Consider the following 7,741-nt stretch of genomic DNA (forward strand, 5'->3'; position numbering starts at 1 on the left):
ACTATTATTTTTTTAGCCAGCGATCCAGCCAGTTGAAGAATGTGCGTTGCCAAAGAATACCATTTTGTGGTTTTAATACCCAGTGATTTTCATCGGGGAAGAGTAGCAGTTCTGCCGGAATGCCTTTCATTCTGGCTGCGTTGAACGCGCTCATGCCTTGTGTGGCGTTGATTCTGTAATCCTTTTCTCCATGAATGCAAAGAATAGGGGTGTCCCATTTGTCAATATTCAAGTGCGGACTGTTGGCATAAGTTTTCTTAGCGGCTTCCGTCTGGTCAGTGTTCCAATAAGCATCATCATATTCCCAATTGCTAAACCATGCCTCTTCTGTCTCGGTGTACATTGCCTGAAGATTGAAAGCACCATCGTGAGAAATGAAACACTTGAAACGTTTGTTGTGATGTCCGGCCAAATAGTATACGGAGAACCCTCCAAAAGAAGCACCTACCGCGCCCAATCTTTCTTTATCAACAAAGGGAAGGTTGGTTGCCGCATCATCAATGGCAGAGAGATAGTCTTTCATACACTGACCGGTCCAATCTCGACTAATTTCTTCGTTCCACTCACTGCCGTAGCCGGGAAGCCCACGACGGTTGGGGGCAACGATGACATAGCCATGAGCTGCCATGATTTGGAAGTTCCAACGATAGCTCCAAAATTGTGATACCGGACTCTGTGGACCTCCTTCACAATATAATAATGTGGGATATTTCTTAGAAGGATCAAAGTGCGGTGGAGTGATAATCCATACTTGCATGTCTTTTCCATCGGTAGTTTTTACCCAACGGTCGGTAACATTGCCCAAAGCAAGCTGATCATAGATGTGTTTGTTTTCAAAACTGAGTTGTGTTTGTTGGCTTGCTTTCTCTTTCTTTGCCGGTGTAATGGCAAAGATTTCGTTAGCTTGCGACATGCTTTGGCGCAGTCCGAGTAGTTTCTTTCCTGAATTACCAAGAAGAGAAATGGAAACATAGTTGTGTTTTCCATCGGTAAGCTGCTTTACCTCTCCTTTTAAGTTGGTACGGTAAGCATTAATGGTCGCGTGCCAACAACCAATGAAATACAGTTCTTTAGAGTTCGGAGCCCATACATAGTCATCTACGTTAGAGTCGAATGCTTCAGTAACGTAAGTCTTCTTGCCGGTTGCCAATTCATAAACGCAAAGTCGGTTTCTATCACTCTCATAGCCATCGTTTTTCATACTCTGCCATGCGATGTGTTTTCCATCGGGTGAGAACTTGGGATTAACATCGTAACCAACATTCATGTCTCCGCTTTGATGATTAACGGATTGATTTCTCAAGCTCTTTGTAGCATCTACTTGTGGTGAGACGTATCCTTCCGGTTTGCAAAGGTTTACAGTCTTCTTCGTGTCAATATTGTAGAGATAGATGTCTGCATCGGTTGAGATGGCATATTGAACTCCCTCTTTCTTGCGGCATGTGTATGCTATGGACTTTGAATCCTTGCTCCAATCTATTTGTTCGATGCCACCGAAAGGAGCCAATGGACTCTCATAAGGTTCGCCTTCCAAAATGTCCGTGCCTTCGCTGATACCCACTGTGGAGATAGTTGCCAAGAAAGGATGTGCGATAGTTTCCACATAATGATCCCAATGGCGATAGTTCATGTCTGTAATGACCATTCCGGAGGCCTTTGGTAAGTCAGTGGGGTTTTTCTTGATGGTACCATAATAAGGTAAACTCTTTATGAGTATCACTTTTTGTCTGTCGGGAGAGAAGAGAAAGCCTTCAATCTCAGTCTTGGAATTGGAAAGCTGTTTCTTGTTGGTTCCATTGCTGTCCATTGTCCATACCTGACCATCAAGGAGATAGGCGATGGTCGAATTGTCCAACCATGTAGGACTGCTCTCGCTCTTTGCAGAAGTTGTGAGTTGGCGAACATTCTTTCCATCTGCGTCCATCACGCAAATAACTTGATGTCCTTTGTTTTCTTTTACACTGTAGTAACCCACTTGATAAACTATCTTACTTCCGTCCGGAGAAGCTTGAGCTGTACCAATTCTACCCATTGCCCACAATGTTTCCGGGGTCATTACATCACCACTAAGCGTGATGTTGTTTTTCCCAATGTTCACTTCTTGGGCATTTGCAATTCCGCTGTTCATAAGTAATGTTGCCGCGATTGCAATTGAAATGCTTTTGTTCATAGTTATTATCTTTTTTTTCGGTTTAGTTCGTTTTGTTTTCTTTTCAACTCTTCCTGTTGCTTCTTTTGCATTTCCTGCAAAGCCTGCATACGTGCGGCAAGTCCACTTTGTTTCTTCGGATTCTTCTTGTTTTCTTTCCTGCGAGCTTCCAAGAGTTGCAAAAGCTTCTCGTCGTCTGTTGTTCTTCTCAACGTCCACATGATTGCGGCAGAGAAAAATAAGGAAACGAAGTAATAGAAATTCAGCCCCGAAGAGTAATCATTGAACATGAAGAAGAAGAAGAGAGGCATGAGATACATCATCCATTGCATTACCTTCATTTGGTCAGCTTGTTGTCCTACCATTTGGTCTTTTTGCTGTTGCATCGTGAACCATGAATACAGGATGTTTGCCGAACAGAATAGGATACACGTCAGTGATATATGGTCGCCTATCATCCATACATTATGCTTCCAACTGATGATGGGGTCGTATGTACTTAAGTCGTTCATCCACAAGAAACTTTCGCCACGAAGTTCAATGGCGTTTGGTACGAAGTTGAACATAGCAATCCAGATAGGCATTTGGATTAACATGGGCAAGCAGCCCGATAGTGGACTGACTCCGTATTCCGAATACATTTGCATCATCGCCTGTTGCTTTTGCATTTGATCTTCAGGCTTGTTGTATTGTTTTGTTGCTTCATCGAGTTTCGGCTTGAGCACGCGCATTTTTGCCGAACTCATGTAGCTCTTTTTCACCATTGGGTAGGTAATAACTTTCAATAGTAAAGTTATCAGGATGAGGACGATTCCCATTGGGAATACTTTGCTTAGCCAATCGAATACATAAATGGTGAACCATCGGTTGATAATTCGGAACAATGGCCAGCCAAGATATACAAGACGTTGCATATCCATATCTTTCCCAAAGGTTCTTTCTGTGCCGATGTTATTTAACAAACGGAAATCATTTGGACCGAAATAAAGTTTGAACTCTGATGTTTTATTCCCTGTAGGATCAAAGGCGGTAGCCATATTCGCATGATATTGTTTTAAATATTGCGAACCTTTTTCTTGAGGGATGCTCTTCAGTTTTGCACCTTTTGCAAACCCATCCTTTGACATGATTACCGCTGAGAAGAATTGATTTTTGAAAGCCACCCAGTCGAGCGCTTCTTCTGCTGTTTCTTCTTTCTCTGCAGTTTCGCTCAAGTAGTCGGTGCTTCCTTCTTTCTTCTTGTAAGTCAGTGTGGCATAGCGATTTTCAAATGTAAATCCGCGTTCCTGCTGCCTACATTTGTCGTTCCATTCAACGAGAAGTTGATTTTCACCTGGCTTGAACAGACCTGCCATTCCCGAAGTTCGGACATCAAGTTTCAGTAAGTAATCCTTTTCAAGTTTATAATTGAGCGTAATCGTTTTTCCTTTTCCATCGGCAGCGGTCAGTGTAAGTGTGGAATCAGAGACGTTAGAGGGGAGAAAATATAAATTTTGTGTCTCTATGTTGTCTTCTTTTGTAGGCAACATGAAGTTCAGGTTTTGGTCATCTCCACTAAATAGAGTAACGTCATTGACGTCTTTCGAACCGTCTTTAACCGACAGATTATGCCCGACATAATTCTTTATTACGGCTTTCTTTACGATACCCCCTTTAGTGTTGAATGTCAGTTCTACCTTATTATTTCTCAAGGTAATTTCTTGAGCTAACCCTTTTAAGGCAGTATGAAACAAGCCTGTGGAGTCTTCAGCTGTTTCTACTTGCTTGTTTGCTTTTTGTGTTGCGAGTTTCTTGGCTTTCTGTGCTTTTTTCGCGTTTGCGATAGAGTCCTTTTTCAGTTCAATTCGTTGTTGTTCGAGTTCTTCGGTAGAGGGTTGCTGCCACCATGCGAAGCCAAAAAGTACTAAAGCTATCAGTACAAACCCAATGATAGTGTTTTTATCCATTGTTTTTCTTGTTTTCTATTGCTGTCTTAATGAAATTGAGGAAAAGCGGATGTGGCTTTAATACGGTTGATTGATATTCCGGGTGGAATTGTGTTCCAATGTACCATTTCAGTGATGGTATTTCAACGATTTCGATTAGTTCGCATTCCGGGTTTCTTCCCACGCACATCATACCGTTCTTTTCGTATTCCTTTTCGTATTCGTTGTTGAATTCGTATCTGTGTCTGTGTCGTTCTTGTATGAACTCTTGTTTATAGATGTTGAGTGTTTTTGAATTTTGTTTCAAGGCGCACTCGTATGCTCCCAAGCGCATGGTCCCCCCCATGTTGGTGATGTTTTTTTGTTCCTCCATGATGTCAATTACGTTGTATTGGGTCTTCTCATCCATTTCACGTGAATTGGCATTCTTATATCCCAAAACGTTGCGAGCAAATTCTATTACCATCATCTGCATTCCCAAACAAATACCGAAAGTAGGAATGTCGTTGGTTCTCGTATAATGAGCGGCAATCACCTTGCCTTCTATTCCTCTCTGTCCAAATCCCGGACATATCACCACACCGTCAAGTCCTTTAAGCTGTTCGGCTACATTCTTCTCTGTGAGATTTTCCGAATTGACAAATTTGATAACGGTCTTGTGGTCATTATACACTCCTGCCTGAAGCAGACTTTCCCGAATGCTCTTGTACGCATCCTGCAAATCGTATTTTCCAACCAAGCCTATGGTTACTTTTTCTGTTGCTTTACGTTGGCGTTCAAGGAACGATTTCCATGGTCCTAACTCCGGAGCCGGTTTTACTTCCTCGCCACATTTGCGAAGTATGGCAGCGTCGAGCCCTTGATTTTGCATATTTACGGGTACTTCATAGATACTTGGCAGGTTTTCGCTCTGCACGACACTGTCTAAATCAACGTTACAAAATGCCGCTACTTTCTTGCGGATGTCAATATCCAAGTGCTTGTCAGTTCTGAGAACCAATATGTCCGGTTGAATGCCCACACTTTGCAGTTCCTTTACACTGTGCTGAGTTGGTTTTGTTTTCAGTTCTCCGGCAGCCTGTAAATAGGGGATATATGTAAGGTGAATATTGATAGCATTTTTCCCCAATTCCCATTTCAGTTGGCGGATGGCCTCGAGGAATGGAGCCGACTCTATATCGCCGATGGTTCCTCCGATTTCAGTAATGACAAAATCGTAATGGTATTTCTTCCCTAACAGCTTAATATTCCTTTTTATTTCATCCGTGATATGGGGTACCACTTGAATGGTTTTACCCAAATAGTCTCCGCGACGCTCTTTGTCAATAACGCTTTTGTAGATGCGACCTGTAGTCATGGAGTTCGATTTCGTGGTTTGTATGCCTGTAAATCTTTCGTAGTGTCCGAGATCAAGGTCGGTTTCCATGCCATCTGCGGTTACATAACATTCACCATGCTCGTAGGGATTTAATGTCCCCGGGTCGATATTGATATATGGGTCAAACTTTTGGATAGTGATATTATAACCTCTTGCTTGAAGAAGTTTTCCTATTGAAGATGAGATGATACCTTTACCGAGAGAAGATACCACACCACCGGTAACGAAGATATATTTTGTTTCAGCCACGATTATAAATATATTTTAATTTGTACTGGGTTGTTTTTTACACCTTAATAGTTTGCAAAGTTAGTAAAAAACTATGAATAAGTACCTATGATAGCCTGTTTTTTCTATCTAAAAGTATTAAAATATGGCAACCACTCCGGTTTCTCCTAAAAGCCTAACCTGTTTGTCCTCATGGGTGCATTACGATTGCCTTGTTTTTGTGATGAAAACATATTTTATGACGACAATCATCTGTTTATGACTTTTTTTGTGTAAGTTTGTACGCAAAATAATTCAGGTTGCATGATGCGTAAATTCTTTTTGATATTTCTACTTACTTATCTCACTATAAATTCCCATGCGCAAATGACAGGCTTTTCTGTTCATGAGAACTTGGTAAAGAAAGATACCTCTATGCTGGCAGCCTATACGGATTCTCTTCTCATACTGAGACAGAAGTTGTTCGAATCATCTGCTTCCATATCTGAGGAATATAAAATGAGTGCAACGGAGCAGGCGAGAATATTTTTACCCACCACTTATTATAGAGAGGTGATTGATAATTTATTTTCTCTCTATCCAAATTCCGAACCGGAAAGCGACAAGTATTTATTGGAGATTTATATGAAATCTCCCTTTTTGGTACGTACCACTGATCGTGAGTTGCATAACCAGCGTGCCACCTTGGTAGATGTTGAAAAGCCCATCCGACACGATGTGGAGATTGTAGAAAAGGAAGCACCGTTACCAGTCGAAGCTACCTCTGCGCCCGTAAAGGTTATGGTATTGAAGCCCAACTTTTGGACTTACAAGGGAGATTACTCTTTGCAGATTTTGCAGAATTACATTTCCGGTAATTGGTATCAAGGTGGAGAAAGTAATTATTCCGCGTTGACTTCTGTATTGATGGAAGCAAATTTCAACAACAAACAAAAGATAAAATGGGATAATCGCTTGGAATTGAAGTTCGGATTGCAAAGTAGTAAATCCGATTCTCTGCATAATTTCAAAACGACAGAGGACTTGTTCCGAGTAACATCCAAATTTGGCGTACAAGCCAATAAGCGGTGGTATTATGCCACTCAACTGATAGCCTATTCACAGTTCACCCATTCCTATCGTTCTAACGACCCCTCTCTTTATGCTGATTTCCTTGCTCCTTTCAATCTTAACTTGTCCTTAGGTATGGATTATAGTGTGGATTGGTTGAAACATAAACTAAAGGGGAACATCCATCTTGCCCCGATAGCCTACAACATGAAATATACCCGCCTAAAACGATTGGCAATGCGATTGGGACTTGAAGAAGGTAGGCATATAAAGCATGATTTTGGATCGGAATTTACGTTAGATTTGCGCTGGCAGTTGATGGAAATGTTGAGTTGGAAGACCCGATTATACGGCTATACCAGCTATGAACGTTCTGAGTTGGAGTGGGAGAATACGTTTACGTTCAAGTTTAATAAGTATATTAGTGCTCAAATCTTCATCTATCCAAGATTTGATGATGGTGTCGTCCGCGATGAGAAGCACGGCTATTGGCAATTGAAAGAATTTGCATCGTTAGGGTTTCTCTACAGCTTTTAAAAAGAGACAAGGAAAAGAAGTAATAATGAATATTTACAATTCGCTCGTTTGTAACCAAAGCGGTCATTAGAAACTATTTTATTCCGTTTTTATAACTACGAAGCATTACAGTGGAAGCTCTCTGAAAACAGAATTTTTCCTCACCCACAAGTACGCAATCTCAGGATAAAGGGCTTCTGAAAAACCGGCAATCTCAGTTGTTTTTTTGTTCCTTTGTGGCAGTAATGTCCTAAATTTTCTTCATTCATTTGTCCAAAGCTTAGCTTTTGCTCGGTACTGTCCTATAAAAGTGTGTAAGCTCCTTTTTTCTTATCTTTGTATTTGAAAACTATAAAAAAGGAAAAAATGAAACTTACACATTCGCAAATTTCGGAAATTATTTCGAATTACACAAGCAGCAGCGAGGGTTTTGTTACCCTTCAGTCATTAATCATGAACTCCCTGATGTATCATGAACGAGAGTTGTTCGTCAGC

At 41.1% G+C, this 7,741-nt stretch carries 4 protein-coding genes and 1 pseudogene; 2 read left to right on the plus strand and 3 right to left on the minus strand.

Features of this window, described 5'->3' with window-relative positions; all coding sequences use genetic code 11:
- Nucleotides 1–4 precede the first annotated feature (4 nt).
- From ETF27_RS05655 to ETF27_RS05665, 3 genes are read right to left on the minus strand one after another with little or no spacing between them, the layout of a single operon-like run.
- Nucleotides 5–2,170 carry a S9 family peptidase gene (locus tag ETF27_RS05655; RefSeq protein ID WP_130828602.1) on the minus strand — a complete coding sequence of 722 codons (2,166 nt, stop codon included), beginning with the start codon at nt 2,168–2,170 and terminating at the stop codon, nt 5–7.
- Between the two features lie 5 nt (nt 2,171–2,175).
- A complete protein-coding gene (gene yidC / locus ETF27_RS05660) occupies nt 2,176–4,095 on the minus strand; it encodes a membrane protein insertase YidC (protein ID WP_130828603.1) in 1,920 nt (639 codons plus the stop codon).
- On the minus strand, nt 4,088–5,701 hold the full coding sequence (locus ETF27_RS05665; protein WP_130828604.1) for a CTP synthase: 1,614 nt from the start codon (nt 5,699–5,701) through the stop codon (nt 4,088–4,090). The genes yidC and ETF27_RS05665 overlap by 8 nt, the downstream gene beginning before the upstream one ends.
- A gap of 282 nt (nt 5,702–5,983) precedes the next feature.
- On the opposite strand from ETF27_RS05665, the gene ETF27_RS05670 reads away from it, so the two are divergent.
- Both ETF27_RS05670 and ETF27_RS11460 read left to right on the plus strand, forming a co-directional pair.
- Nucleotides 5,984–7,267, plus strand: coding sequence for a DUF3078 domain-containing protein (locus ETF27_RS05670; RefSeq protein ID WP_376744098.1), 1,284 nt, complete (start codon nt 5,984–5,986; stop codon nt 7,265–7,267).
- A 345-nt stretch (nt 7,268–7,612) separates the two neighbouring features.
- Nucleotides 7,613–7,741, plus strand: a pseudogene (locus ETF27_RS11460) (IS256 family transposase); the annotation flags it as partial.

Source organism: Prevotella brunnea (assembly GCF_008016795.1).
In the GTDB taxonomy this organism is placed as follows: domain Bacteria; phylum Bacteroidota; class Bacteroidia; order Bacteroidales; family Bacteroidaceae; genus Prevotella; species Prevotella brunnea.